This window comes from Pseudoalteromonas sp. G4, from assembly GCF_028875915.1.
In the GTDB taxonomy this organism is placed as follows: Bacteria; Pseudomonadota; Gammaproteobacteria; order Enterobacterales; family Alteromonadaceae; genus Pseudoalteromonas.
Map to the genome: position 1 here is coordinate 136,808 of NZ_JAPEHW010000003.1, position 25,490 is coordinate 162,297.

The window sequence follows — 25,490 nt, forward strand, 5'->3', positions numbered from 1 at the left end:
AGAGTTGAATGATGGGTATTAATCCGAAAGCAAAGAACGAATGGAGCTATTTAAATTTTGACGACTCATAAAAACACCGATACCCGTTATAACAACAAGAATGCTAATTAACGTCATGCCAAGCCAGATAAAATCTGGCACATAGTTAAGTGAAAATTGTGATTTATAAATCAGTTGCCCCGCTAAATAGGTGCCGAGTATTGCACCTGTCGCGGTAATAAACGCGGTGACCAACCACTCAATCATATTTAGCTGTAAACAGGTTTTTCGGGTAAAGCCAAAGCTTAAAATAATGCTATTTTTCTTCTGCTCTTTTGGTTCAACCGCTTTAATAGAAGCAATAATTACCACCAAGGCTAACAGCGCAATCATTACTGCAAAGCCTGCAATTACTTGCGTCACCATCGCCAATGTTTTATCAAAACGTGCAGTAATTTCTTTTAAACTTACCATACGTAAGGTAGGAAACTGCTGCCACAATGGTGCAAGTAACTGCCATTGAGTATCAGCAAGTTCAATGCTGGCCATAGTGTAATGCGGCGCATCTATAAACTGTGTTGCAAGTTCCGGCATTTGCACCCAAAAGGTGATAGACCCTGCGCCCGGTTTAAACGCATGGCTTGCACTTATCGTAAAGTCATACGCTTGTTGATTAATATAAAATGTCAGTGTATCGCCAAGCTTTAATCCTAAGTCTGTCATTACCTCTTGTTCAACAGATACTTGCTGCCAGTTTTGTGTCTCTTTTTGCCACCATTTACCGCTTTCTATTCGATTATTGCTTGGTACCGTTTCACTCCAGTGAAGACGAATAGCATGGCTAAACGTTGCTAAGCTATCACTTGGTTTATCGCTAAATTCTTCGAGCGATAGATTATTTATATGAGTAAGCTTTGCATTAAGGTAAGGTTTTACTTGCCTAACTTTAATGCCCTCTTTAGCCGCCCAATTTTCAATAAACCCCATTTGTTTGCTGCTAGCTTGAGAGATAAACACATTACCGTCATGCTGGCGTTGATACATCGACATAGTTTGGCCTAAGTCACGTAATAACATTAAGGTAAATAGTAATAAAAATGCACATAGGCCTACGCCCAAAATTTGCGTACTTTTACTGACTAAGCGCTGCTTCATCATAAATAATGAAAAGGGCACTAAGCCTGAAAACTGAGATGTGACCTTTTCACCGAAGGTTAGTCCTCCCCAGCTCATTAACAACATAATCGCCACGGTTGAAAGCACCGCAATTAACATCATGGCGGTTAAAAGCGCATTATCAGAATAGATAAATGCCACAATAAACAGCACTAAGATACTCGCAACTTTACTTAGGCCAGTATTCACCGTATTGCTATGGCCAATAAATTGCTTTGCTACGCTATTTTTAATTAGTGCAAACCATACTGGCGCTTGAAAAATAGCAAAAATAAACATCACTGCAGCCACTGATTTAAGTGCTGGTTGCAGCTGCCATTGCCAAGTTAAATTTGTAAAGGTGCTCGTTAAAAACTGAACCAAACAATAGTGCCCAGCCATTGCCAGCACCATCACAATTGGCAACAGCACAAGTACGCCAATAAACCATTTAAACAGCGAAATTTGAATACAGCTTGCTTTACTTGCACCTAGGCTCATACACAGTGCGCTAAAGTAGCGCTCTTTTCGCATTTGCACTTGTGCTAACTGCTCTATCGCGATTGCCGCCATAAAAAATAAGATAATCGAGGCAAGGCCCATAAAGTTTTCTGTTCGTTGCCAAAAACGTGCAAGCGGATGCTCACCTTGTTTATGAAATAGCTGCGCCGCTGGTAAGTGTGATTTTTGCCATGTAATGAGCGTATTTCGTTGCTGCGTATTAGCAGCGATTAAATAACGATACTGCACTAAGTCATCGGCAAAATTTAGCGCGGCTAAATCGTGTTGGTGGATCATTGCGCGCATTGCCACTGAATGACCCTCCATTAATCGGTCGGGTTCGTGTTGAAGCACCCGCTCAACTCTAAAGCTGTGATTTCCAATTTGCAGCATTTCGCCAGGGGAAATTGCTAAGCTCGCAAGTAGGCGTGCATCAAGCCAAATTTTGCCTGGCTCAGGGCCCTGTTTGCTTACTTCCCCCTCTGATTGTAATGAAGTAGAGCTGATTAACTCTCCTTGCAAAGGGTAATCACTGCCAACAGCTTTTAACTGAGCCTGTTGATACTGCCCGTTATGGGTAAACGTGGTGTTTATTTGTTGTGTCACCACCACCTTGGATGCGATTTGATTCACGCTTTTAAACTGTGTGTCATTCAGCGCTTGCTTTTGACTTATCACCACATCGGCGCCCAATAGACCATTAAGATTTTGCGCTAAATAATTTTGAATGCTGTTACTGGTAAGCGTTAACGTAACAATAAACAGTAATAGCAAACCATGTACCCAACGCAATAAACGCTGGTGGTTGCTAGTGTATTCTTGCCAATAAAATTGCCACGCGAGTTTTATGTTTGTAACTAACATGCTTCAGCCTCCAACTCAAAAGGCAAAGCTTGCGACAGTTTGCCATTTGCTAATTGATAAACATGTTCAGCATGCTGTGCTAATTCATTACTGTGGGTCACAATAATTAGGCTTGCGTTGTTTTCTTTACAGCAATTTATAAGATGCCTTGCCACTTCTTGCGCGCTTTTGGGATCTAAATTCCCTGTTGGTTCGTCGGCAAAAATAAACTTTGGTTCAAATACCAGCGCCCGCGCAATTGCGACACGTTGTTGCTCGCCACCACTTAATTGGCTTGGTTTATGATTTTTACGATGACCTAAGCCCACTTTTTCAAGCCAATGCGCTGCTTTCGTGATTGCCTGTTTATCGCCTCGTAATTTTAGTGGCAAAGCAACATTATTAAGTGCGGTTAGTTCCGGCAATAAATGAAATTGCTGAAAGATAAAACCAATTTGATCTCTGATTGCATCTAATGAAAATCGCTTATTACTTTCAACATAATTCACTTCACCGCAACTTGGGTTTTCAAGTCCAGATGCAAGCATCAACAAGCTAGATTTACCCGCCCCCGAAGGACCTGTAATTGCGTATGACGTGCCTTGTTGAATTGTCATATTTAACGCTTTGAAAAGTGTGATTGTTTCATCGCTTGCAGCAAATGACTGGCTTAAATTTTTTAATTCAATGTAGTTATTCATAATTTGGCTCACAAAAATCGAATGTGGAACCAGCTTAAAGGGGTGGATGTGAAATAGATGTGAAGACGATTTAAAAAATAAAGTCCTCTTCACAAAGCTTTCACATGGTGTTTGTTAGCGTATTAACAAAATCACAATCTCTGAGACTTTTTATGTTTAGAAAACTCCTAATTACAATGATTACTTTATGTACTTTAAAAGTAAGCGCCGCTAATTATAAGGCACTTGAACGCACCGATTACCAAGTATTAATCAATGACGCAATTACCCAATTTGAACAAACGCCACGCGATAAATGGTCATATCAAGTGGCGCGTTATGAAAATGAAGAAGGCGATGTCACCAGCAGTATTGAGCAATTTAATGCCAACAATCAAACATGGCATTTATTAAAAATCAATGAACAAACACCCAGTGAAGCGCAGCAAAAAGCGTTTTTGCAAAAGAAAGAAAAGCAAAAAGAAGGCGTAAATATTTCAATAAAATTACGGGAATTAATAAACCAAGAATCACTTACTATTCAAGGTGAAGATAACGATTATCTTTTTCTAAATTTTGCGGTGAATTTAAAAAAGCTAGGTAAAAAGGCTAGTCAAAAACTCGCTGGTAAATTGTCTTACAATAAAGCGAATAAATACATTGAGCTAATTGAAATCGAAAATACTGCGCCGTTTTCACCGATGTTTAGCGCCAAGATTACCGACTTCAATATTCAATTAGCATTTATTAAACGCGATATCAGCATTTTACCTAAGCACAATAAAATGACGATGAAAGGCACGTTTGCCTTTTTTACTGAAATAGATGAGCTTTCAAAAGACACCTTCTCAGATTACCAACGCTTGCAACCTTAACGTTTAGCGTAACATTTGTTGGTGCTTAAGTGGTGTGATGCCGCGCCACTTTTTAAAGGCATGGGTAAATGAAGATTGTTCTTGAAAACCAAGCTCAAAGGCTGTTTCTGCAATGCTGTACTGAGTTAGTAAAAAATCGACTCGTGATTGACGCTCGAAGGTTAATAACTCTATAAAGGAGGTGCCTTGTTGTTTCAGTTTACGCTGAAGCGTTCTTGGACTAATAAAAAGCGCCGCTGCGATCCGTGTTTGATCACATTGGCGTAAACTCGCTTTTGCTTTTAACAAAAGCGTCACTTGCTCTTTGATATTGCTATGCGTATTTCGCGCTTGTAATTCACTTTCTGATACCTCAATTAACGCCCTAAACATCGCTTTGTTTTCACTTGTAAAGGGGATTGACAGTAACTCTTTTGAAAAAATAATACTGTTCGTTGTAGCGCGAATGATCACCTTACAATTAAACCAATCACTCAAGATCGCAAGTTCATCTGACGTGAGATCAAATGCAAAAGTGATTTCGTCAGGTTTATACATTTCACCTAAAATTTTTCGCACCGTTGCAATCCATGCTGTGGTATTTCTCAGCACCATATGTTTGCAGTTGGTACTTTTAGGGATCCAATCAAGCTGCACTTGGTACTCTAAAGGATAAACATGTGTATCGCCTATATCGGCCACCAAGGAGTCAAAACGGATCAGAGCATCAATCGCTTGCGAAAGGTTTTCACAGCTTTCAACAAGGTAACCTAATACCCCGTAGTCCTTTGCCTGAATACGCTTGCCCAGTTCAAAGCCAAATAAACTTTGCCCACTTAACGTTTCACCTAAACTAAGCAAATCAATGTAATGCTCCATCGCAATGCGCCCTGAGTTTTCATCACATGCCATTGCTGGTGGTGTTATCCCTAAGTCCGTTAAATAGCTTAATACACTTTGCACATACGCAGTTGAAACCGATGCCATAACTTTGTCGTAAAATAACAAAAACTATGTCGTATTAGCGCAAGATAAACAAGCAAAGTCAAATTAAGCTGCTAAAAGTCGTGATTAACATATAGCGTTTATGATTTCTGTTAACTATCAAAAAGCAATTAAAGCAACGCCAGATCAAATTTTTACTAAGTTGATTGACCACCCTAATTTGGATCAACTTTTTAATGCCAATTTTGCAGTGATTAAAGAGCAAGACGGTGGTGAACCTTTAGGAGGTAAGGGCTGTATTAGGCAAGTATCGATTTTTGGTGTGTCGTTTTTAGAAGAAATTATTACAGCAAATGAAAAGGAAATTCGTTATCGCGTTTTAAATGACTTCCCCGTTAAAAATCATGAAGGGGTTATTTCTTTTCAGGCCCAAAATCACGCCACAACAGTCAATTACTCGATTAAGTGCCAATCACCTTGGTATTTACCACGTTTTATATTGCGCAAAGTACTTGCAAGCGACATTCGTAATTGCCTAGATAAATTAGGAGCCTTATATGATCCCCGTTGAACTCATTCTATTGGGGTTAAGCCCCGTGTTTATTATTTGCGTTGCTTTAGAGTTTATTAAGGCACGTAAACATTACAATGTTAAAGACAGCATAAACAACACCGCTCTTGCGCTTTTACACCAAGGGGCAGATGCGATTATTTTACTGTTACTTATGCCTATGTTTAACTGGCTTCATCAATTTTCGCTTTTTGATATACAACTTACCGCGACATCTTTGCTAGTTGGTTTTATTTTACAAGACTTCTTGTATTACTGGTTTCATCGCGCATCACACAATATTCATTGGTTTTGGCTCGCTCATGTGGTGCACCACAGTTCAACCCATATGAACTTTACTACGGCATTTAGGCAAAGTGTTTTGTACCCAATTGTTGGTATGTGGTTATTCTGGTTGCCTATGATATTAATCGGCTTTTCACCCAGTTTAGTGTTTGCCATTGTGGCAATTAACTTAGCGTATCAATTTTTTGTGCACACACAGGTGATTGGTAATTTAGGCTGGTTTGAAAAAGCATTTAATACACCAACACATCACCGCATTCATCATGCGACGAATAAGCCTTATATCGATAAAAACTACGCTGGCGTACTGATTATTTGGGATAAGTTATTTGGCACTTTCGCGCCAGAAGATAAGTCGATTACCATCAAATACGGAATCATTGGTGAATTACCAAAAGATAACCCTCTGAGCACCAATTTTAAACAGTTATTTGTTTTGAAAGATAAGTTAAAAGCCGCAAACACCTTTAAACAAAAACTAAGCGTGTTATTTGGCTACCCTAGCCATTAGTTAGGTCAAGCTCATCTTTACCGTATAAACGGGTGTATTTATCAACTATGTTGCTTATTACACCTTGTTCATAAAGCGCATCAATCGCAGCATTTAAACGGGGTAATAAATGCTGCTTTTGTTTGTTTAAGCGAATGCGTAATAAACCTTGGGTGTGTAATTTTTGAAATTGAAGATCCACATCATACTTTTTCGCCCAATAACTTGCTGTGAGATCACCAATTAAGATGCGTGATACACGAGCTTTTTTTAGTGCTAATATGAGCTCACGTTCAGAGCGAAAATCTACGCGGTTAAAAGTGTTATCATCATAATAGTAATAACCTAAAACAGTGCCGATATTATGATGATCTAAATGATCTGTTTTGCTCTTGTCGGTTAAACCAACAAAATATTCTTTTATTGTAAATAAGGGTTTAGATAGCACAAATTCGGGTCCAACATATTGTTTGGGAAACCACTCAGCACACACAGCATCAAAATCTAATTCACCATCGATTAACGCTTGGTTGGTTCGCTTGGGCGGCATTTTCACTTCAATACCAGGGATATTTGCTTGCTCTAAAATACGCGGGATAAGCTCACCGAGAATACCTGGAGTGGCCTTATCTTGCATATAGTAAGGTACCCAGTTACTTGAGCCTGAAGAGTTATAACGTAAGCTGTTTTGATCTGCAAAGAGTTGAAAACACACCAAACTGCACAGCATAAGTACGATCCGTTTCAAAATACCTCCAGCATGTAAACCGTTACAATATAAATAATTACTTTAAAAAATAACTACCTATAGTTTAGTTCAATTTCATCGCTCTATTACATAAAACTATTAAACGAATAATGTGCTATTTGCGATCGTTTTGGCAATAAAAAAAGGCCTACATTTAGGCCTCTTCATTTACCAATATTATTTGGTTTGCTTGATTTTTTTAGCTTAGCGCTTACTTGCGCGCATCTTTAAGTAAGTCAGCTACGAGGAAGCCAAGCTCCAATACTTGATCTGCATTTAAACGCGGATCGCACTGCGTACGGTAACGTTGTGCTAAGTCTTCTTCACATAAACCGTATGCACCACCAGTACACTCAGTTACGTGCTGACCAGTCATCTCTAAGTGAATGCCACCTGGGTATGAACCTTCTGCTTTATGAACAGCAAAGAACTGGCTAATTTCGCGCATAATGTTATCAAAACTACGTGTTTTATAGCCATTGCTCGCTTTTTCAGTATTACCGTGCATTGGATCTGAACTCCAAATCACTTTACGGCCTTCTTGTTGTACTTTACGTACAAGCGCAGGCAGTTTTTCAGGTAATACATCAGCCCCCATACGCGTAATTAAGGTTAAACGACCAGGGATATTCTCCGGGTTTACCGCATCAATTAAACGAATTAGCTCATCAGGGTCCATACCTGGGCCCACTTTTACGCCGATTGGGTTTTTAATACCACGGAAGAATTCGATATGCGCATGGTCAAGTTGACGTGTACGCTCACCAATCCACACAAAGTGTGCAGAACAGTCATACCAATCACCAGATAAGTGGTCGCGACGCGTTAACGCTTCTTCGTAACCAAGTAATAATGCTTCATGCGACGTAAATAATTCTGTTTCACGAATATTTGCAGAGTTGCTAGATGTAATACCACACACTTCCATAAACTGCAGTGCATCTTGAATGCGATCCGCAAGTTCTTGGTATTTGTTTTTCAGTGGATTAGCCGCAACAAAGCTCATATTCCAACGGTTTACTTGGTGTAAATCAGCTAAACCACCTTGTGCAAATGCACGCAGTAAGTTAAGCGTTGCAGCACTATGATGGTATGCTTGCATTAAACGCTGTGGATCTGGAATACGCGCTTCTTCAGTAAATTCAAAGCTGTTAACAATATCACCACGATAAGACGGTAAACTCACGCCATCAATAGTTTCTAAATCAGCTGAGCGTGGCTTAGCATATTGACCTGCAACACGTGCAATTTTAACAACAGGGCATTTACCACCATAAGTTAAAACCACGGCCATCTGCATTAGCGTTTTAAAGGTATCGCGAATGCTCGCCGCATTAAACTCAGAAAAGCTCTCTGCGCAATCACCACCTTGAAGTAAGAAGGCTTTACCTTCGCACACATTTTCTAAATATTTAAATAAGCTACGTGTTTCTTCAGCAAACACTAAAGGCGGTGCTGAGTTAATTTGTGCTTCTACGTTTGATAATTGTTCAGCGTCTCTGTAATTCGGCTGTTGTTGAATAGGGAGATCTCTCCAACTATTCGGGCTCCAAGGTTTCACTTCATTTTTCCTCATTCCAATATAACCTCAGTTCCGAATTTACAGGGCTAGAATTAAATTTCAAGTGATAATTTGTCTAGTTCCATGATATTTGGTAATAAGCATTATTTTCATAACTTATTTGCGCCGAATTGAGCTCAAAACAATCAACAAGATGCGCAATTTTAATATCTCTTCCTGCTTTAAATTCGCCGATTAGCGAACCATTTTTCATTAATAAACAGGGGTTTTGCGATTTAAGTGCAAAATTCACTTCGTGATGGGATGCTAAAACACAAATTCGCTCACTTATTTGCTGTAAATAATTCACCAGCCACAAAGTATGTTTTATATCTAAGCCAGTAAACGGTTCATCCAATAATAACAGTGACGCTTCTGGTTTTAATATTTCATCACAGCCTAATAAAGCAGCGCATAAATAACAGCGCTGCCTTTCACCACCAGATAAAAACTGCAGCGGTTTTTCCAGTAAGTTTTCCACTTCAAGCCCGCTAATCACTGGATGATGACTTAACGCTTCCTTCAAGTGCTTTTTATCACTATCAAAACATATCGCCAGCATTTCATAACCAGTTATCGCAAAATGGGCTTGGTTCTGCTGCGTTAAATAAGCGCGGCGACGCGCTAATTGTTGTAAAGAAAGTGATGAATACACATCATTTGCAATCGAAAGCGCATCGTAAGTTTCACAATAAAGACCCGCGATGCAGTCGAGTAACGTTGATTTACCAGCGCCGTTGGCACCAAGTAAATGATAAAATCCAGGGGTTAATTGCAAATTAGCGATACCTACCGAAAAACCCAAATAAGGCGTTACGTTAAGATTTGCAATGTTCAAACATACTTGCACTGTCATTACATTTGCCCCCGATGGGCAAAATGTTTAAACAACACCCAAATAAAGAGCGGTCCACCAAGGCTTGCACTCACAAGGGCAAGCGGTAAGTTAGTACTCATTAATGAACGAGAAAGAAATTCAATAAACACCATTACTGCGGCGCCAACAAAACATAGCTTTGTAAGTAAGTACTTATTATCATTTCCAAACATCATTCTGCATGCATGTGGTACTAACAACCCAACAAAAGCAACAATGCCACCCAGCGATACCGCAATGGCCGTTAATAATGCAGCTACAGATAAACACTCAATGCGAAGGCGTTTTACATTAACACCGTGTAACGTGGCAGTGCGATCGCCTAAATAAACAAAATTAAGTAAACGACTGCGACGCTTTAAAAACCAAGTAATTGCTGCGGTTACTAGCAGCATCACAACAGCACTTTTAACGGTAACGTGTTCAAAGCTGCCTAACATCCAAACACTAAACACCCGCAATTGGTCATTATTTGAATAAAAAATAAACCAACTTGATATCGCCGAGGTGATCGTTGTAATACAAATACCCGCTAAAATAATCGCTAAACTAGCGAAGCTACCTAATTTCTTTGCAATAAAGAAGATCAAACTTATCGCCAGTGCAGCACCACACAAGGCAAATAAAAACATGTAAAACACACTAAAATCAAAGGATGCTGAAATGAGCCCTGCCGCGCCGAGAATTACAGACAACGACGCTATTCCCGAAATACCTAATAAACTAGGCTCTGCAAGAGGGTTTGCCAGTAACAATTGAAAAAGATGACCCGCGATGGCTAAACACATGCCAACGGTGATCGCGGTAATAATTTTCGGCATGCGTAAATCAAATAAGATAACTTTGTCTATCTCATTTAAATGCCAAGGAAGTATGTTTTTACCGCCATTAAGTCCCACAAAAAGACTCAATAAAACTACCAGAAATCCCATACCATAGATAAAAATGACCTGTTTATTCATTTAACATGAAAACTAATTTGTAATAATACGTTTATATCAGAAAATCAGCCATAAAGCTTGTTCTTGGCACCTGCTACCAATACTATCAATAGCATAGAAACCAAATTAACGTGTTTTTAATGAATAAACGCTTTCTATTGCGCGCCCATTTCGATACCTGTAACCAATTAGTTGCCGAACTACAAGAAGCGTTGAAAAATGCTGATCTTGAGTTTTGCCACTATTATTTACTGCCAAAAATAAAAGAAGAAGCGCACCATAGCCCGCCAACGAATATTGAAGTGCAACCATTTAAAGAAATGGAAGCGCTAAATTTTTGCTTAAATGCATATAATGATTGGTTTAAGCAACCACGCTTTAGTGGAAAATTACTGACGCGACACCCTGCGGTAATTGGCATCAAAGGCGTTGATCAAAAAATTGAAGCGTTAATTTTAGCGATCAATGCGGAAAAACACGCTTTTAAACAGATCGTACTGTCAGAAAAAACCAAAGATGCACGCTTTGAACTGGTGCACAGTACGATACCAAACTTAATTACCCTAGCGTTTTACAGGCAACTTTTTTTTGAAAAACGACCAGCATATTCGCTGCGTTTTACCTGGATGCATAAACATTCCATTCAACATTTAAACGTAAAGCAAGCATTGGCATTTCTACAAAATAATCAAAGCCAAAAACCCTTAATAACTGAGGATAAAGCCGCTTGGAATGTGTTGCTTGAAAAGGAAAAACAGCGAATTATCAACCTAAGCGATGATCACAAATTACGTATTCGTCGTCCAATTCGTGTATCACCGCAAGTAAATGTGCGTTTTAGTGCAAGTGATCGCTACCATGTAAGCGCAGCCCTGCCCTTTATTTTATTTAACGCAGAACAAACTGAAAAAGTCGGACAACTGAAAAATTACGCGAAAAAAGCAGACGCTAGGCAGAAAAAAAGCCGCTATTTAATTGAGCGACTTTTCTTAGAAACACCTTAAAAGAGATTAATCTTCAACAATTTGAACAATATCTTCTTCGTTATCAATCACAATGGCATCGTCGGCTAAACGTTTACCACTTTGGATCTCTAAGCGTTTCTTTTGTTTGTTTAAGCTAAGCATTTCTTCACAGAAATCATCCGTTGGGAACATTTCATAAACGTAATCGATGATCTTGCCTGTCTTATCTTCTTTCACATTATCGATGGTGTAATCTGAAATTACGCCTTTACTGATAAGATCTTTCATCGTTGTCGTCATATCACGGCGCAATGCTTTGAGCTTATTTTCAGTAATTTCTTCATCACCCGTAATAGAACCGTACTTTTCCATAATTGAAAGTAAACGGAAGTGATGGGTTTTGCCAGGTGCTGCATAACGCCATAAATGATACAAACGCAGCATCATCCAACGTGATAAACCACGTTTTAACTCTTGCGCACGGTTGAAGTAATACCCTTTATATTCAAGGTTATCAATCATGTTGTGTACAAAAGCATTTAAACAAGCAACACACTTTATGTTGCCGCCCTGCCCTTTCTTACCGCTAAAATGTAAAGACGATAAAAAGTTCATATTTGACTCATAGAATGAATCATCAACATCTGTATTTTTGGTGTCTTTTGCTGAGTATTTAAAGCTCAGTTTAGAACCTTGAAGTGCTTCTAATGCTTCTTTAATTTGAGGGTAAGGCATTGATTGACCAACGCTTTTAAGTTCTTGCGCTAGTTCATTCATTGAAAATACAACCGCGTATTGAATACCCGATTTAAAATTGATCTTTACAATTTTACCTTTTGACGCCAAGCGGATCAGCGCACGCTCAACCTTCTCTTCGCGATCAGATGGCCAGACTAAAAATTCTTTTTCTTCGCCTTGCTGCTTGGTACTAACAACAGCAGGCGTAATTTTCAGCTCACCTTCATATTGAATACCATCAATTCGCTCTGAAATACGGCGCGTTACAATGGTTCTTCCCGGCGCTTCTTCAACTGGCAGTTTTTTATGCCCAGAGCGCACAAAACGACCCCAAAGATCGTAATGGTTGAAAGTGTTAGAATAAGCGCGTAAATCGTGGCGAGCATTTTCAACAGGAACACGAACATCTTTATTATCGGTAAATAATGCCAAATTCTCATTATCAACAGCGCTTTCAACGCCGTGGATCTGACCACGTAAGGTATCTGGCAAATTCTCAACCGAGATATTTACTTTGTTAGACATTCAAGTTCCCATCTAAATTATTATTATCTGTTAATATCATCACAGATCATTACTAAAGTTAATTAAATTAGTTAGTAAAATTATGATCTAGCCTTTATTTTTTTGTGGAGATCAAATTTTTACCAACTTAAAATAAATAAAACGACATTTTTGCAATTGAATAGTGTAAAAAGTGTACTGACAAATCAGATTTTGACGTACTGAGATCAATTTTTTACTAACAAAGCGTTTTCAGAACGATATTTTACCAACTCAAAGGCCGATTTATTAGTATAAATCTCGTTTTTTTTACCAAAACAGCCCTTCAGTTAGTAAAAAATGGTTCTGAGCCAGTAAAAATAGGTGATCAATAGACTGAATGTGGATAACTCAAGATCGAATTAGTACGGATCTGATCTCAACCAAGTTAGGATCCGATCTTAATTAACACGATCTTCGATATTTGTTAAAATTGTATTCAATTTCAATGCATTACCTTAGTAAAAAGCTGATCTAAACGGCTTATTTTGTGAATTGTGCTGTGCATAAACTGTACATTAACGGTGAATATAAAAAACACTCAGTAAAAGGGTGATCTCGTAGTAGATATAAAACGGATCTTTACCAAGTATAAATGAGATCCAGAAAAAAATAATAAAATTATATTTTACAATTAGTTATATAAACAATTCACAGCTCTAGCCTTAAATACCTTAGTATTTAACCAGCTTTAAACTTATCTTTTATACCTTAGCAAAATAATAATGTAATAAAAGGCTATTTTTTTCTTTTAATTAAATCGATGTCGTCATAGAATAGTGAAAACAGCAAATTTAATGGACATTTGCATAATACACGTAAGTGTTAAGGTTTAGCTATGACAATCACTCAAAATGCGTTAAGCACCTATAAGCTTTTAAAAGCAACAGCAAAGGTAGCAGAAGAATCCTTAGAAGGACGTATTCAACATTATCGCGCACATATAAAGTCAGATGAAAAAGAATTAAGAACATATACCCAAAAAGCAGCTGCAGACTTGCTTGGGTGTAATAACCGTACGCTTAAACGCCGTCATGACCAAGGAGATTTTGATCACCTAGATATTAAAAAAGGTGCAAATGGTCATTATGCTTACACATTAAGTAATATTTATCAGATGGCAGATATTATGGGCATTCCAGCCGATAACCGTACACCAGATGATAAATTACAGGTAATTGTAGTTAATTCACTAAAAGGTGGTTGCGGTAAAACAACCAGTTTAGTAAATATTGCTGCTGCACTTGCAACAACTAATATCAAACGTTACCGCATTGGTATTATTGACCTTGACCCACAAGGATCATCAACAAGTTTCTTCCCACCAGCAGAGCCAGATCCAATTACTGTGGGCGATTTAATGCGTGATTGTATTGATTTAGAAGACGGTGAAACTTGGCAAGATGTGGTTTCAAGTGCATTTGTAACAACTCATATTCCAAATATTCGCTTTTTACCTTCAGGTATGGATGACTTTTATTTTGAGCACGAAACTGCAACACAGTTAAAAGAAGGTAAAGGATACGAAGTATCACAGCATTACCATAAACTGCTCGATAAAGTAATTAAGCCAGTAGAAGATCAGTTTGATATTATTTTGATTGATACTGCGCCATCATTAAATTTCATGTTTTACAACGCGTTAATGGCATCAACTGCAATGCTTATTCCTGTACACCCTGAAGCAGTTGATTTTGATGCTAATAATAAATATTTAAAACGCCTAGGTGAAATTTACCACACGGTAGCGGCACTTGGTCATAATGGCTGGGACTTTATGCAGTTCTTGGTTACTAACTATGTGAAAGGTAACCACTCGCAGCGCGATATCGTAAAAGATGTGCGTAGCGCTTTTGGCCGACAAGTTATGAGTTACCCAATTAATCACAGCTCTGCAATTACTGCGAGTTCTTCGTCTTTTAATACTATTTTCGATCAAAAAACATCCGATAGTTTAGCCAGTCGCGAGTCGCTTATTAAATCGCAAGAAAATATCAAAGATGTGGTCGATGAACTGGAAATGTTGATCCGTTCAAATTGGTCTTCAACACAATGTCAGTTAGAAACAGCTTAATTTAGGTTTAACAATGGCAAAAAAACGTAAAAATGATACTCGAATCGATCCCTTTGCAACGGCAGTGGAATCGAGCAGTTTAGATGCTTTATTAGAAAATGCGAAGGCCGGTGATCAGATCACCATGCCAGCACCTTCAGATCCTAATCGTGAAATTAAGCTTTACTGCAAACTTATTAAAAATCAGGAAATTGCACACTCTACTAATGTGTACGGTAAAAACCGCCGTGTGCAAGCGCTGTTAAATGAAAAATCAGTGTCAGATATTATCACCAGCATTAAAAATGATGGTCGTAACCAACACCCTGCACTTTGTTGGCAACAGGGCGATCAAGAAGTTGTTCTTGCAGGTTCTCGTCGTCGTAAAGCATGTATGATCGCAGGCAGTGACTATTTGGTATTAAGCTCACCTGATTTCACTGATGAAGATGCAAAAATCTTAGCGGTTTCATCGGATCAATACATTGCACCTAGTTTATGGGAGCTTGGTCAAGCGTATGCGCAAACCAAGCAAGATCTAATTGATCAAGGTCGCAAAGGCTCATACCGTGAACTTGCTGAAATTGAAGGTGTGTCACATACTGCGATTGCTGATGCATTAAAAGCATATGAAAAATTACCGCAAGAAGTTTTATCTCTTTACCCAACGGCAAATCATGTGGGCCGAGAAGTTGCTAAAAAACTCATTGAAGCACGCGAGAAAGATGCGGAACAATTTGCCGCAAAAGTAGATGACGTTAAACAGCGTTTAACAGAGCTTACTCTTGATACAGATGATAAAACGGCACTTGCGATTACCCGTGAACTTACTTACTCAGAGCCAACTCAAAGTGCAACTCGTCAAGTAATTGATATGGGTAACAGTTACATTAGTGCGCAAAAGCATGAAAAAAGTGGTGATGTTGTTATCAAAATTGATAATCGCGTACTTACCGACAAGCGTATGGAACAATTAACCAAGTTACTTGCTAACTTTAATTAGCACTTTCTCTTTAAAAGCGCATTTGCAGCCCAGTAAATGCGCTTTCTATTATCATTTTTTAACCACAGCCTAATCAATATCATAAATTCGTCATAAATCGCCAGAATTCGCTTTGCTGCCCGAGTAAATACCCATATACTGGCAGAATTATTGATTTTTTATAGCCCCGATATGTCACAGCGCTTGTCAAAAAACGATTTACTCGCATTGTTTGATGAAATTAAAAACGAAGAACAGACTAGTTTCCCTTTAACTGAGTCGTTCTTGAAACGTTTTTTTAAGCCAGCTGTGTTCACAAAAGCAAAAGACTACTTAAGTCACGAGCTAGTACTTTGGCGAGAAGCGAGTGAAGGCTTTAAATCGATTAATGGTGAAGTTGCCAATCAGCAAGGCGAAACCTTTTACCCGCAAGCCACGATTAAACAACGTAATGGGCAACCACAAGTAACTACCTCGTGCTCATGTCGATTAGGACAAAAATGTGAGCATATTGCGGCGGTATTCTTGTCTCTTAAAACCGAGCACTCTGGTGAATTTGGCAAAAACTACTTGTTGCACGATTGGTTTACCCGCTTAGAAGCATTGAAATCTAAGTCTGAAAACCAAGCTGAAAATGTTTTACTGTTTAGTTTAGAGAAAAATGGTGATGACATTGCGTTATTGCCAAAAATTGCCCCTCGCAGCGAAAATAACTATGGGTTAGGCCGTGCATTAACTGCTAAGCAGTTGTCTTCACAAGTAACGCCAAAAGATCTCGATGAAAAAGACTTTCGTTTATTTAGTTGGATCCGTTCACAAAATACCTTGGGCAAACTTATTCTCACTGGAGAATGGGGCGCATTAGCGCTAGCTAAACTCGTTGAAACAAAACGATGTTTTTGGGGTGATGAGCGCACACCGCTAAGTTTGATCCACAAAGAGCCATTGGCGATTGACTGGCAAGAGAATGATCTTGGTGCAGAACTTAAACTCAGCATTAATGATCACCATAATTGGGTATTAGTGCCAACCACACCGCCGTATTTTGTTGATCTTGAAACAAAACAAGTGGGTGAAATTGATACCAGCCTTGCCAGTGATGAAATGAGTTTATTGCTGACGATGCCTGCGGTTGAAAAAAGCAGTTATGCACAAGCGCAAGATAAGCTCAATGGCTTATATGGCTTTGGATTTGTGCCGTATTTGGTTGATAGTGATAGCCAATCCACCACGCCACAGCCCTGTTTACGCTTTGAGTTAGTGGATGAACTACCAACTTTGGCACTGAGCTTTAATTATAAAACCAAAGTGCACAATAGCGCATTTGAAAACACCTGCATAAATCAGCTGAATAACTATGGTTTGGAACTTATTTCAAGCGAAGCCAATATTCGTTATTTCCGTTTTCCACCATCCAATGAAAACCAAGTGCAATGGCACTGGTTTATTAATGAAATATGCAACGAGCTTAAAAGTCATTTATGGAAAGTGAGTGAGCCAACTAAGCAGTTGGAGATGCCAACAGATGCGAAATTAGTGGCGCATTTATCACGCGTGGCTAATAACAAACTGCAAGTGGATATAAATTTTTCAGTTGATCAGCTGGTATTAGATTTTAATTTATTACGTGAAAAAGCCGCGTTAATTAATAACAAGGCTAACAAAGGTTATTACATCAATTATCACCAAGATCGTTGGCTTGTAGTTAGTCGCGATGATGCGCTTAATTTAAAACATGTAATTGATCAATACTATGGTGAAAAGCGTTGGCCAAAACGCTTTACTTTGCCACTTTCTGCATTGACCTTGCTACGCATGTGCGAAAGCACGCTATTTTCCATTGAAGATAAGCAATTAGCCGAGTTATTTTACTTAAAACACAGTGAAAACAGTTTAACGGCTAGTTTACCTAAGGGCCTTAATGCTATGCTACGCGATTATCAGCTAAAAGGCTTGGCTTGGTTACAGTTTTTAGAAAAGCATGGCCTAGGCGGCATTCTGGCTGATGATATGGGCTTAGGTAAGACAATACAGGTGCTCAGCTTCTTGTTAAGTCAAAAAGAAGCTAAACGCAACTCTGTCCCAAGCTTAATTATTTGCCCAACCAGTTTGGTTAATAACTGGCTGATAGAAGCTGAAAAATTTACGCCTGATTTAAAATTGGTTGCGGTACAGGGAGCAAACCGTAAAAAGTTGTTGGCTAAAGCCGCCACAGCAGATGTAGTTATCACAAGCTTCCCATTACTACTTCGCGATCACGAACATTATATGCAAATGCACTTCGGCAATATTATTTTGGATGAAGCGCAAACCATTAAAAATTATCAATCAAAGGTATCGCGATTTGCCAAAGCGCTGAAAGGTGATTTCCATTTATGCTTAAGTGGCACGCCGGTGGAAAATAACCTCTCAGAGCTCAAATCACTGTTTGATTTTGCTATGCCTGGGTTACTTGGCAGTACGGCTTACTTTAAAAACCATTTCCAGCAACCAATTGAAAAAGAAAATAATGCTTATCGTGCTGAGCAATTGAACGATATTATTGCGGGTTATGTACTAAGGCGCACCAAAGCGGAAGTGGCAAAAGAGTTACCGGCAAAATCAGAAATGGTTAAAGTAATTGAGCTGTGCGATAGCCAAAAAACCTTATATCAAAAAGTTAGTGAACAAATTGAATCTAAGGTGAAGTCGATTTTTGAAGCGGGTGAACAACAGGCTAGTAAGTTACTGTTTTTAGAGTCGCTTTTAAAACTCAGACAAATTTGTTGCGATCCGCGACTGATTAATAAGTCGACTGACCCTGAAGAAGCAATTAATAGCGCTAAGCTAAACTATTTAGCCGATACCTTGCCTGAGATGTTAAAAGAAGGGCGAAAAGTTATTATTTTTAGCCAATTTACCAGCATGTTGTCACTGATTGAGCAAAAACTTAATGAGATAGGCATAGATTACAGCTTATTAACGGGGCAAACCCGTCATCGCCAAAAAGCCATTGATAAGTTTCAACAAGGTGGAGTCAGTGTATTTCTAATTAGCTTAAAAGCTGGCGGCACAGGGCTTAATTTAACAGCTGCTGATACCGTTATTCATTACGATCCTTGGTGGAACCCTGCAGTTGAGCGCCAAGCAACAGACAGAGCCTATCGCATTGGGCAGGATAAACCAGTATTTGTGTATAAGTTGATTTGTCAAAACAGCATTGAAGAAAAAGTTCAGCGTATGCAGCAAGAAAAAGCCGCGTTAGCAGAGCGCTTTTTTGATAGTAACAGCCATGGTTTCTCTGATTTTAGTGAACAAGATCTCCTGCAATTAATAGGATCGTAAATTTTTTAAAATAAATTTGAACTTAACTGAAAACGGCTAGTCTATTAATACAGATAACATGATGAATTGCTGTTGTTGTCTAAATCCATCCCTGGATTAGTAGATTTCCCGTTGATTACTAAGTTAGTAATTTTTTGGCCAGATACATTACACAATGTGTCTGGCTTTTTTCTTTTTAGCACGTCAAAATAACTGCAAATAATAAAAATTGCATTTGTAAGGCATATTCATGCGTTGGGAAGACATAAAGCGCTATCAGGTAATTGAAGCACTGTTACTGTGGGAAGGTAAGCTTAACGCCCGCCAATTAATGGATTACTTTGAAACAAGTCGCCCTACGGCACAAAAGTATATTTCAGAATACAAGCAGCTTAATCCAACAGGTTTTGAGTTTATTAGCCAACAACGTGCACATATTGCCAAGCCAGATTTCACTCCACAATTTATTGATTTTGCTTTTTCAACTTACCATGCACTCTTTAATTTACAATCAAGCCAAGCGGTTACCTCGCTGGTTGAAACTTTACCGCAAGTTCATCGTAATATTAGCCCGCAACTTGTGAGGCCAATTTTACAGGCTATTCGTTATCAATTACGTTTAGATATTGGTTATATTTCATTGTCTAGCCCTGAGTTTGAAGACCGTATAATTCAACCTCATAGCTTAGTTTATGATGGTACACGTTATCATGTACGTGCGTTTTGTGAGAAAAACCAAGATTATCGCGATTTTGTGCTGTCGCGCTTTTCAGGTGAGTATGCATTTGAAGGGGATGCGTCACATAACCACACTCAAGATACCCTTTGGCAAACCGAAGTTGAATTAGTGGTGTGCCCTGATCATCGCTTAAACGACCTGCAAAAAAAGGTTATTGCGCACGACTACCAGATGACAAATCAAAAATTAGTGCTTAAAACACGCGCTGCGTTATTAAAATATTTGCTTCAGCATTTACGGCTTGATATTTACCAAGCCGCAGCAGAGCAGCAACAAATTGTAATAGAGCCTGAGTGCCGTAAGCAGCTTACACCCTACATTAATTAATAGGTTGGCTTTTTAAAATGCCATTAATGTTAAATATGGGATCATTAATATACCAACAAAGGTGAGCGCACCTAGCATGTTATTTTGTAATAACGCTAAAAGCTGCTGATTGCGTGCTGTTCTTGCTTCGGAACATTGTTTTACTAACTCTAAAATTTGATACTCTTTCACTGCATTTTTAATCAGTTGCTGCTCGACTTTTAGCAGTCTTTTATAGCCGTTTTGTGCTTTTAAAAAATTATCTAATGTATTCATAATAAAGCCTTTTTACTATTGCTAACCCGTGGTTTAAGATTATTAAAGCCAACTTTATTTGAAAAAGAAATAGCATGTTTTTTGACCTGTAAAAGATGTTTACAGATCACTTTTTTACTAGCCAATAAAACATAATTTTACCTACGCTAATGACATATAGGTGTTAAAAAGTTTTACATGTTGCGCCGTAAATAATTGATTTATGTGCGGGTAAAAGCGCAAAAAAGGTATACTCATTATGTTGCCACAAATAGGAAAAGCCCATGCAAGCCTTGCTAAACCAACCTGAACTAGTCATTACCGCATTTTTATCGCTCTTCGCTGTGTTTTTAGTGACAGTTTTTATCATTGCTGGTCGCCATAAAAATAAAATTGCCCTGCTAGAAGCTCAGTATTTGCTAGAAAAAGCTGGGTTAGAGGAAAAGTTAGTGGGTTTGACAGCTAGTTCAGATCAAAATTTTACTAACTGGCAACAAGAGCAAGAGCGCGCCAATCAATTGCGCATTAAATACAGTGCTCTGCAAACACGCCTTACAGAGCGCGAGCTCAGCTATCAACAGCAACTTGCCAGCCTGCAAGAAGCGAAAACAGAACTGAAAAAAGAATTTTCCTTGCTTGCGAATCAAATATTTGAAGAAAAAGGGCAAGCCTTTAAGTCGTTAAATCAAGAAAGTGTGACTAATTTGCTTAAGCCAATGCAAGAGGAGCTCAGAGGCTTTAAGCAAAAAGTAGAAACCATTCACACTGAAGAGTTAAAACAGGCGATTACATCACAAGCTGAGCAACTGACAACAGCCCTTCAAGGGCAAAAGAAAACCCAAGGAAATTGGGGCGAATTGATGTTAGAGAATGTGTTAGAAAGCGCTGGATTACGTGTGGGTGACGATTACCAACGGGAATTTCATGTAAAAACCCTTGAAGGTAATTACCGACCTGATGTGGTGGTATTTTTACCGCAAAATCGCCATTTGGTTATCGATGCTAAAACGTCTTTAAATGCTTATACCCAATATGTAAATGCTGATAATGAATTAATTGCAGAACAGGCATTAAAACAGCATGTGATGGCGGTTAATGCGCGTATTGAGGAACTTGCAAGTAAAGGATATGACAAATTTCCAGGCTTAAACTCACCGGAAGTGGTGATTTTGTTTATGCCTATCGAATCGGCCTATGTTGAAGCATTAAAATACCAACCTGATTTATATCAGCGCGCCATTGAGAAGAACATTTTGGTAGCAACGCCTACGACGTTATTAACTAGTATGAATATTGTGCGTCAATTGTGGCGTTTTGAAGAACAAAGTAAGCACAGCGCCGAACTCGCACAGCGTGCAGAACGTTTTTATACTAAGTTAAATGGCTTTTTAACCAGCATGCAGGGCGTTGGTAAAACCCTTGATAAAGCAAAAGAAGGTTACGATCGTGCATTTGCACAGCTTTACTCTGGTAAAGGCAACTTAATCAAGCAAGCTGCTGAGTTCAAAGAGCTCGGTGTTGCAGTACAAAAAGAATTACCAAAAGAATTAATTGAAAAAGCCGAGCTTGAACTTAACTTTGAGCAAAGTGAAGAAGTTTAAAAAAGGTTTTAGGGGAGAATGTAAATCCCCTTTACAGTTTTAAATGATTTGCAAAATTCACCAATAATGTGTCATTTTCAGTCAATAAGCTTGTTATTGAAAATTAAATTTTAGCTGCAATTTTTACGCGCATTAAAATGCTTAGGGTTAATTAACAATTATCAGCAAAAAGCACATTATTAATTTAATCACCTATTTTAGTTGTTACTCAAAGGATTGAAAAATGAAACACTTTATCGCCCTCTTATTAGTTGGTTTTTTCTTAACCGCTAACAATCTACACGCAGATGATCGTCGGCTCGGTAACGCATTTAAAAATCAGCAAAGTGATATTCAAGTAAAAGGTTCAGGCACTGTGCTTCGTTTATTACCCGATGATAATGATGGCTCAAGGCACCAAAAGTTTATTTTGAAATTAGCTAATCAACAAACTTTACTTGTTGCACATAATATTGATTTAGCTCCAAGAATTTCAAATTTGAAAGTGGGTGACAGGGTTGAGTTTTATGGCGAATACGAGTGGACTCAAAAAGGTGGCGTGATGCACTGGACTCACAAAGACCCACGAAATAAACATGCCCATGGTTGGCTGAAACACAAGGGAAAAGTTTATCAATAGTAAAGCTTTTATTCTTTAATGTAGTTGCTTATTTAAGCAACTACATTAAGCAAAATGAAGTTTAATCGATTTTAACTTCACCTTTTACATTATCGATATCTAAATCGCCAGAGCCATCATCTTCAACAATCAGCCCACCTGCACCATTTACTCTAATATCACCGGAACCGTCGTCTACCTTTACTGTGCCAGCGACATTTCTTACAACCACATCACCAGAACCATCTTCAATAGTGACTGCGCCTTTAGTGTTTTCAACGGTGGAGTCGCCCGATCCATCTTCAATTTCAACATCACCTTGAATATTAGTAACGTATAATGAGCCTGAGCTGTCATCAATGTAAACTGATTTACCGCCATCAATCGTTAAGTCTCCCGAACTATCATCTACCTTAATAGTGTTATTCAGTCCTTTGATAGTAATGTCGCCTGAACTGTCATCTAGTTCTAATGCCAATTTGCTTGGCATGGTAATGACAAGATCAATACTGTGGCCTTGGTTGATGTGAATATGAAAACCGTCTTGAAGATCGTGCTCAGCAATTAATTTTGCAGTATCGCCATGTTGGCTTAATGACAGCTCATAATTTAAAGCTTCGCTGGTATAAATATCAGCATTTACTGTGATTTTATCACTGCTATCTGAGCCTATAATTTTAAGCGAACCAGCGCCTGTTTCAGCTACTAGTTTTGATAATTGGCTTGCGTCTAACACTAGTTCTTGCTCAATATGGGTATCTGCTGCATTTGTGCTACCGCCAATATGTACTACGCAACCAGAAAGTAATGTTGCCATAGCGATTGCTGAAAGTGTTTTATACATGTTATTCCCTTTTTTGCGTAAAGCGCATGATTCTTAATTGGACTAAATGAAATGTATTTATTTTTCATCGTCATATTTGATTTTATGATTGTGGAATTGCAATCAGTAGGCCAATTTTTAAGTGTCTGAAAAGTATGATTTTATTTTTATGTGATTAAAATTAAAAAATTATTAAACGAATAGTTAGTAATTTTTACTAACCTGCTTTTGTTAAATTGACTAACTTTGTTCAGCTATTGCCCATTCATTGTATTGAATGTTTTTTAAAACTGTCATTTATCTTTCATATTTTTTGGCTAATTTTATCGCCGATTAACAGCCCCTTTTTAAGAGAAAATTGTTATGACAAACACGATCCGCGCTGGACGTCGAAAGTTTTATGACGATGAGCATTTTGCAGGTGGCATAGAGCGATCTGGGTTTTTTACTATTTCCGAGGCTAATTTTTTAGTTGAGTACGGTGACACGTTAAATGGATTAAACGGTGGCAGTTTATTCCCTGAAACCCTTGCTGAGTCGGAATTTGTAGCGTGTATGCAGTCAAATATTGCATCTAATAGTTACGAAGTAAAACTGTGGCGTAAGTATTTAAAAGCCGTTTATAGTGTAACGCATCGCGCTAGTGCAAATAGTTCGCGATCAGAGCAAAAGTATTCATTAGAGGGTTATGATGAAGCGTAGTTTGCAAGAAGATAGTTATTTAGAAAAAAGCAAAACCAGTAAAAAAGCAAAGCGCGAAAAGCCTAAAAGTAAGTTTGAAGGTAAAAATAAGCGTAAGAAATTTGATGATTATGATTGGGATGAACGTGATTAACTAACGTGTTAATTGGTTCTTTTTGGGCAGCAAAAAATTACTTTGTGCTGCCCAAGAATGTCGATAATGTTCAACTGATTATTGGGTGTTTAAACTCTGGTTTCAGTAAACCAAAACACTTTAGATCATGATAATCGTTTTTCCAAAAACCGCTTGCTCGGCGGATCCCCTCTTCTCTAAAGCCAAGCTTTTTAAGTACTGTTTCTGATGCGACATTACCCAGCATGGTATCTGCTTGAATTCGATATAATTCACCAAATGGTGAGTGCGCTGAATAAGCAAATGCAATAATTGCGTTTAAAGCTTCAGTGGCATAGCCCTTATCCCAATGAGCAGAAGCAAATTCATAACCAATGACAGTATTTCGCATTTTTGAATTAAACGAATTAAAACCACATGTGCCAATTAGCTCGTCAGTTTCTTTAAGTCGAATAGCCCAACGAATACCCTCTAGCTTATCAAATCGTTGATTAAAAAAGTTTATTAAATCAAGAGATTGCTGTTTTGATTTAAAAGCTTCAATGTTATAAAACTTCACCACTTCTTGATCTGAAAAAATCAAAAATAACGTATCGTTATCATCGTTTGTCAACATGTTTAGTGTCAATCGTGAAGTGTCTAAATTTGGAAATGGCAGTTTAGCTTCCATGACTAATCCTTGTTACTTTCGCTCTGATTACGCTATTTGAATGAGTAAAATAACCCACATAGACAGCACTGAAATCACAGCTCCCCAAAACATCAACATACGGTGTAGTACATTGTTATATGTGAGGTGAACAATAGCTTGGGCAATTCTAAATCCAACAAATACCCAAGCAAGTAGTAACGCTAACTCATTATTTGTTTTGAGTATCACAAAGAGCGTAGAAACAACATAAAATAAAACAGGCACTTCAAACATATTGTTAAAGCAACGCGTTGATTTAGTTAATTGTTCAGGTACTTCTTGCCCGTCCATCGTGCGGTAGTATTTTATTTTTACACTACCGTTTTTAACGCTTTTTACACGGGTAACTACTGCGACAATACCAACCATAAAGGTTAACACTACCATGGCAAACATTGCATAGATCATACTGAGCCTTTTATCTTTTTAATAATTTAATGCTGATCTAAAAGATCATTTATCTTACTTAACCTGTTGTAACACACAGCACTTAGCTAAATACACATTTTTTTGTTTTAAGTGAAAATCAACCCACTTTAATCGCCTGAATACTTGGTTTGAACCTCAGCCTAAAAATTTTACGTTTGCATAATTATGGTTAATGAATATTTGTTTAGCGGAATAGCGGAATAGCGGAATAGCTTGTCTG

Annotated in this window: 24 protein-coding genes; 12 read left to right on the forward strand and 12 right to left on the reverse strand. The window is 38.3% G+C overall.

Features of this window, described 5'->3' with window-relative positions; translation table 11 throughout:
* Positions 1-18 precede the first annotated feature (18 nt).
* Together ON073_RS02740 and ON073_RS02745 are read right to left on the reverse strand one after the other, a co-directional pair.
* A complete protein-coding gene (locus tag ON073_RS02740; RefSeq protein ID WP_274760328.1) occupies positions 19-2,499 on the reverse strand; it encodes an ABC transporter permease in 2,481 nt (826 codons plus the stop codon).
* The gene (locus ON073_RS02745; protein WP_274760329.1) at positions 2,493-3,179 is read right to left on the reverse strand and encodes an ABC transporter ATP-binding protein; all 687 of its coding nucleotides are present in this window, start codon (positions 3,177-3,179) and stop codon (positions 2,493-2,495) included. The genes ON073_RS02740 and ON073_RS02745 overlap by 7 nt, the downstream gene beginning before the upstream one ends.
* A 152-nt stretch (positions 3,180-3,331) precedes the next feature.
* Here ON073_RS02745 and ON073_RS02750 point away from each other — a divergent pair, with 152 nt between their 5' ends.
* Positions 3,332-4,033, forward strand: coding sequence for a hypothetical protein (locus ON073_RS02750; RefSeq protein ID WP_274760330.1), 702 nt, complete (start codon positions 3,332-3,334; stop codon positions 4,031-4,033).
* Positions 4,034-4,036: 3 nt separating this feature from the next.
* Here ON073_RS02750 and ON073_RS02755 read toward each other — a convergent pair whose 3' ends face one another.
* A complete protein-coding gene (locus ON073_RS02755) occupies positions 4,037-4,999 on the reverse strand; it encodes an AraC family transcriptional regulator (protein WP_274760331.1) in 963 nt (320 codons plus the stop codon).
* Positions 5,000-5,099: 100 nt separating this feature from the next.
* On the opposite strand from ON073_RS02755, the gene ON073_RS02760 reads away from it, so the two are divergent.
* Together ON073_RS02760 and ON073_RS02765 are read left to right on the forward strand one after the other, a co-directional pair.
* The gene (locus ON073_RS02760; RefSeq protein ID WP_274760332.1) at positions 5,100-5,528 is read left to right on the forward strand and encodes an SRPBCC family protein; all 429 of its coding nucleotides are present in this window, start codon (positions 5,100-5,102) and stop codon (positions 5,526-5,528) included.
* Entirely contained in the window at positions 5,515-6,324 is an 810-nt protein-coding gene (locus ON073_RS02765) for a sterol desaturase family protein (RefSeq protein WP_274760333.1), read from the forward strand. The genes ON073_RS02760 and ON073_RS02765 overlap by 14 nt, the downstream gene beginning before the upstream one ends.
* Here the strand turns inward: ON073_RS02765 and ON073_RS02770 are convergent.
* The 4 genes from ON073_RS02770 to ON073_RS02785 all read right to left on the reverse strand — a co-directional run bounded on the left by ON073_RS02770 (position 6,314) and on the right by ON073_RS02785 (position 10,451).
* Positions 6,314-7,051, reverse strand: a complete 738-nt coding sequence (locus ON073_RS02770; protein WP_274760334.1) for a substrate-binding periplasmic protein — start codon at positions 7,049-7,051, stop codon at positions 6,314-6,316. The two genes, ON073_RS02765 and ON073_RS02770, sit on opposite strands and share 11 nt — an antisense overlap.
* A 211-nt stretch (positions 7,052-7,262) precedes the next feature.
* The gene (locus tag ON073_RS02775; RefSeq protein ID WP_274760335.1) at positions 7,263-8,612 is read right to left on the reverse strand and encodes a class II 3-deoxy-7-phosphoheptulonate synthase; all 1,350 of its coding nucleotides are present in this window, start codon (positions 8,610-8,612) and stop codon (positions 7,263-7,265) included.
* Positions 8,613-8,688: 76 nt separating this feature from the next.
* Positions 8,689-9,468: an ATP-binding cassette domain-containing protein gene (locus tag ON073_RS02780; RefSeq protein WP_274760336.1), complete on the reverse strand. Its 780-nt coding sequence runs from the start codon at positions 9,466-9,468 to the stop codon at positions 8,689-8,691.
* Positions 9,468-10,451, reverse strand: a complete 984-nt coding sequence (locus ON073_RS02785; RefSeq protein WP_274760337.1) for a FecCD family ABC transporter permease — start codon at positions 10,449-10,451, stop codon at positions 9,468-9,470. The genes ON073_RS02780 and ON073_RS02785 overlap by 1 nt, the downstream gene beginning before the upstream one ends.
* A gap of 119 nt (positions 10,452-10,570) precedes the next feature.
* On the opposite strand from ON073_RS02785, the gene ON073_RS02790 reads away from it, so the two are divergent.
* A complete protein-coding gene (locus ON073_RS02790; protein ID WP_274760338.1) occupies positions 10,571-11,434 on the forward strand; it encodes a DNA replication terminus site-binding protein in 864 nt (287 codons plus the stop codon).
* Between the two features lie 6 nt (positions 11,435-11,440).
* On the opposite strand, the gene ON073_RS02795 is transcribed toward ON073_RS02790, so the two are convergent.
* The gene (locus ON073_RS02795) at positions 11,441-12,658 is read right to left on the reverse strand and encodes a replication protein A (protein WP_274760339.1); all 1,218 of its coding nucleotides are present in this window, start codon (positions 12,656-12,658) and stop codon (positions 11,441-11,443) included.
* 856 nt (positions 12,659-13,514) lie between these two features.
* Between ON073_RS02795 and ON073_RS02800 the strand changes: the two genes are divergently transcribed.
* The 4 genes from ON073_RS02800 to ON073_RS02815 all read left to right on the forward strand — a co-directional run bounded on the left by ON073_RS02800 (position 13,515) and on the right by ON073_RS02815 (position 20,080).
* Positions 13,515-14,750 carry an AAA family ATPase gene (locus ON073_RS02800; RefSeq protein WP_274760340.1) on the forward strand — a complete coding sequence of 412 codons (1,236 nt, stop codon included), beginning with the start codon at positions 13,515-13,517 and terminating at the stop codon, positions 14,748-14,750.
* Positions 14,751-14,763: 13 nt separating this feature from the next.
* The gene (locus ON073_RS02805; RefSeq protein ID WP_274760341.1) at positions 14,764-15,732 is read left to right on the forward strand and encodes a ParB N-terminal domain-containing protein; all 969 of its coding nucleotides are present in this window, start codon (positions 14,764-14,766) and stop codon (positions 15,730-15,732) included.
* A 171-nt stretch (positions 15,733-15,903) separates the two neighbouring features.
* A complete protein-coding gene (locus ON073_RS02810; RefSeq protein ID WP_274760342.1) occupies positions 15,904-19,035 on the forward strand; it encodes a DEAD/DEAH box helicase in 3,132 nt (1,043 codons plus the stop codon).
* A gap of 229 nt (positions 19,036-19,264) precedes the next feature.
* On the forward strand, positions 19,265-20,080 hold the full coding sequence (locus ON073_RS02815) for a helix-turn-helix transcriptional regulator (RefSeq protein WP_274760343.1): 816 nt from the start codon (positions 19,265-19,267) through the stop codon (positions 20,078-20,080).
* Between the two features lie 12 nt (positions 20,081-20,092).
* Here the strand turns inward: ON073_RS02815 and ON073_RS02820 are convergent, their stop codons facing one another.
* Positions 20,093-20,335 (reverse strand): hypothetical protein, encoded by a 243-nt coding sequence (locus ON073_RS02820; protein ID WP_274760344.1) that lies wholly within the window; start codon positions 20,333-20,335, stop codon positions 20,093-20,095.
* A gap of 263 nt (positions 20,336-20,598) precedes the next feature.
* On the opposite strand from ON073_RS02820, the gene ON073_RS02825 reads away from it, so the two are divergent.
* Together ON073_RS02825 and ON073_RS02830 are read left to right on the forward strand one after the other, a co-directional pair.
* Positions 20,599-21,915 (forward strand): DNA recombination protein RmuC, encoded by a 1,317-nt coding sequence (locus ON073_RS02825; protein WP_274760345.1) that lies wholly within the window; start codon positions 20,599-20,601, stop codon positions 21,913-21,915.
* Between the two features lie 223 nt (positions 21,916-22,138).
* The gene (locus ON073_RS02830; RefSeq protein ID WP_274760346.1) at positions 22,139-22,534 is read left to right on the forward strand and encodes a DUF3465 domain-containing protein; all 396 of its coding nucleotides are present in this window, start codon (positions 22,139-22,141) and stop codon (positions 22,532-22,534) included.
* A 61-nt stretch (positions 22,535-22,595) separates the two neighbouring features.
* Here ON073_RS02830 and ON073_RS02835 read toward each other — a convergent pair whose 3' ends face one another.
* On the reverse strand, positions 22,596-23,357 hold the full coding sequence (locus ON073_RS02835) for a hypothetical protein (RefSeq protein ID WP_274760348.1): 762 nt from the start codon (positions 23,355-23,357) through the stop codon (positions 22,596-22,598).
* A gap of 342 nt (positions 23,358-23,699) precedes the next feature.
* Here ON073_RS02835 and maoP point away from each other — a divergent pair, with 342 nt between their 5' ends.
* Positions 23,700-24,038: a DUF413 domain-containing protein gene (maoP, locus tag ON073_RS02840; RefSeq protein ID WP_274760349.1), complete on the forward strand. Its 339-nt coding sequence runs from the start codon at positions 23,700-23,702 to the stop codon at positions 24,036-24,038.
* Complete coding sequence (locus tag ON073_RS02845) at positions 24,025-24,171, forward strand: hypothetical protein (protein WP_274760350.1); 147 nt, start codon at positions 24,025-24,027, stop codon at positions 24,169-24,171. Before maoP ends, ON073_RS02845 begins: the two co-directional genes overlap by 14 nt.
* Positions 24,172-24,241: 70 nt before the next feature.
* Here the strand turns inward: ON073_RS02845 and ON073_RS02850 are convergent, their stop codons facing one another.
* Together ON073_RS02850 and ON073_RS02855 are read right to left on the reverse strand one after the other, a co-directional pair.
* A complete protein-coding gene (locus ON073_RS02850) occupies positions 24,242-24,820 on the reverse strand; it encodes a GNAT family N-acetyltransferase (RefSeq protein ID WP_274760351.1) in 579 nt (192 codons plus the stop codon).
* Positions 24,821-24,847: 27 nt separating this feature from the next.
* Positions 24,848-25,249 carry an MAPEG family protein gene (locus ON073_RS02855; RefSeq protein WP_274760352.1) on the reverse strand — a complete coding sequence of 134 codons (402 nt, stop codon included), beginning with the start codon at positions 25,247-25,249 and terminating at the stop codon, positions 24,848-24,850.
* Positions 25,250-25,490: the final 241 nt, after the last annotated feature.

Coding starts and splice junctions, on each gene's coding strand:
- ON073_RS02740 (WP_274760328.1), bottom strand. CDS start 2,499: ATGTTAGTTACAAACATAAAACTCGCGTGGCAATTTTATTGGCAAGAA.
- ON073_RS02745 (WP_274760329.1), bottom strand. CDS start 3,179: ATGAATAACTACATTGAATTAAAAAATTTAAGCCAGTCATTTGCTGCA.
- ON073_RS02750 (WP_274760330.1), top strand. CDS start 3,332: ATGTTTAGAAAACTCCTAATTACAATGATTACTTTATGTACTTTAAAA.
- ON073_RS02755 (WP_274760331.1), bottom strand. CDS start 4,999: ATGGCATCGGTTTCAACTGCGTATGTGCAAAGTGTATTAAGCTATTTA.
- ON073_RS02760 (WP_274760332.1), top strand. CDS start 5,100: ATGATTTCTGTTAACTATCAAAAAGCAATTAAAGCAACGCCAGATCAA.
- ON073_RS02765 (WP_274760333.1), top strand. CDS start 5,515: ATGATCCCCGTTGAACTCATTCTATTGGGGTTAAGCCCCGTGTTTATT.
- ON073_RS02780 (WP_274760336.1), bottom strand. CDS start 9,468: ATGACAGTGCAAGTATGTTTGAACATTGCAAATCTTAACGTAACGCCT.
- ON073_RS02785 (WP_274760337.1), bottom strand. CDS start 10,451: ATGAATAAACAGGTCATTTTTATCTATGGTATGGGATTTCTGGTAGTT.
- ON073_RS02790 (WP_274760338.1), top strand. CDS start 10,571: ATGAATAAACGCTTTCTATTGCGCGCCCATTTCGATACCTGTAACCAA.
- ON073_RS02795 (WP_274760339.1), bottom strand. CDS start 12,658: ATGTCTAACAAAGTAAATATCTCGGTTGAGAATTTGCCAGATACCTTA.
- ON073_RS02800 (WP_274760340.1), top strand. CDS start 13,515: ATGACAATCACTCAAAATGCGTTAAGCACCTATAAGCTTTTAAAAGCA.
- ON073_RS02805 (WP_274760341.1), top strand. CDS start 14,764: ATGGCAAAAAAACGTAAAAATGATACTCGAATCGATCCCTTTGCAACG.
- ON073_RS02810 (WP_274760342.1), top strand. CDS start 15,904: ATGTCACAGCGCTTGTCAAAAAACGATTTACTCGCATTGTTTGATGAA.
- ON073_RS02815 (WP_274760343.1), top strand. CDS start 19,265: ATGCGTTGGGAAGACATAAAGCGCTATCAGGTAATTGAAGCACTGTTA.
- ON073_RS02820 (WP_274760344.1), bottom strand. CDS start 20,335: ATGAATACATTAGATAATTTTTTAAAAGCACAAAACGGCTATAAAAGA.
- ON073_RS02825 (WP_274760345.1), top strand. CDS start 20,599: ATGCAAGCCTTGCTAAACCAACCTGAACTAGTCATTACCGCATTTTTA.
- ON073_RS02830 (WP_274760346.1), top strand. CDS start 22,139: ATGAAACACTTTATCGCCCTCTTATTAGTTGGTTTTTTCTTAACCGCT.
- ON073_RS02835 (WP_274760348.1), bottom strand. CDS start 23,357: ATGTATAAAACACTTTCAGCAATCGCTATGGCAACATTACTTTCTGGT.
- maoP (WP_274760349.1), top strand. CDS start 23,700: ATGACAAACACGATCCGCGCTGGACGTCGAAAGTTTTATGACGATGAG.
- ON073_RS02845 (WP_274760350.1), top strand. CDS start 24,025: ATGATGAAGCGTAGTTTGCAAGAAGATAGTTATTTAGAAAAAAGCAAA.
- ON073_RS02850 (WP_274760351.1), bottom strand. CDS start 24,820: ATGGAAGCTAAACTGCCATTTCCAAATTTAGACACTTCACGATTGACA.
- ON073_RS02855 (WP_274760352.1), bottom strand. CDS start 25,249: ATGATCTATGCAATGTTTGCCATGGTAGTGTTAACCTTTATGGTTGGT.